Here is a 1,329-nt window from a genome sequence, read left to right on the forward strand (position 1 = left end):
GCTGCCCGGAGACCCGGACGTCGGCCGCAACGCCAGCCATTTCCTCATCGCCGGGGGCACCGGGTCCGGGAAGGGCGACGCGGCCCTGAACCTGATGACCGAGATCCTGTCCCGCGGCGACGTCATCATGTGGCTGTCCGACCCCAAGGCGTTCCAGGACTTCCGGCCGCTGCTCCCCGCCTACGACTGGGCAGTCGAGGGCGGGGCCGACACGGAGGCGATGGTGGAGGCGCTGCAGCACGTCATCCCCGCCCGGACCGGATGGCTCGGCAAGCACTCCTACCGGCAGTGGACGCCGCAGGCCGCGCAGAAGCAGACCGACCCCGCCCACTCCTGCGCCGCGTCCGGCGCGTGCGGCTGCCCCGGCATGCCGTACATGGTCGCGTGGATGGAGGAGGCCGCGAACACGCTCCGGAACCTGGGCGACGACGCGTTCACCGGCATTGCCCAGGAAGCCCGGTCCGCCGGCGTCTCCCTCATCGTGTCGTTGCAGCGCCCGTCCTACGACCAGATGTCGACGAGCACCAGGGCCTCTCTCCCCTCGGTCATCGCACTCGGCTGCGACCCTCGCGACGAGGGTTTCTCCCTCCCGGAGTCGGTCATCAACCAGGGCGCTCACCCCGGCGCCTGGGGCAACCGCCGGCCCGGTTACTGCTACGTCGTCTCCGGCGGCATCGACCCGGAGCGGTACGCCTCCCCGGGCCGCACCCAGCAGTTCACCACCCGGGCCGTGTCCCTCATGGAGACGCTCGCCGAGTGGGCCGTGCGCAACGGCGCCACCGCCGACCCGATCACCGCCGGAGCCGCGAAGGCGGTCGTCGGCCGCGCGTACACCGGCCGCGCCGACACCGACGAGACGGAGCCCACCACCGTGCACGACCAGGACGACGAGATCACGACCGGCACCCAGCTCGACCCCGAGGACGCCGCCATGGACCCGGAGCAGGACCTCCCCCCTGCCCAGCAGGGCGACGACACCCCGGGCCTGTTCGGTACGGACACCGGGCGCAAGCCGTCCCCGGAAGAGGCGCGGGAGCTGTTCGCCCGCGCGCTCGACGAGTTCGAGGCGGCCGGACAGATGATCGTCGGCCCGAAGGACTTCATGGACTGGTGCGACGCGAACGGCTACAGCCGCCCCTGGGTCTCCGCGAGGCTCCGCGACGCCGCCGCAGAGGGCCGCCTGCAGCCGACCAACCAGACCGGCCGGTGGCGCATCGTCCCCGCCCTGACACCCGCGTGACGCTTGACACCGTCACGGCCCCCGTGACACCCAAAACCCTAGGCGGGAGCAGGTGTCACGCCCCCTGACACCAGGCCGTGACACCGGGC

1 protein-coding gene is annotated in these 1,329 nt (G+C 72.4%); it reads left to right on the forward strand.

The window, feature by feature from the left end; genetic code table 11:
• A partial coding sequence (locus ACWDRB_RS67830) for a hypothetical protein (RefSeq protein WP_449912911.1) occupies positions 1 to 1,240 on the forward strand: 1,240 nt, incomplete at its 5' end.
• Positions 1,241 to 1,329: the final 89 nt, after the last annotated feature.

The organism is Nonomuraea sp. NPDC003707, assembly GCF_053587055.1.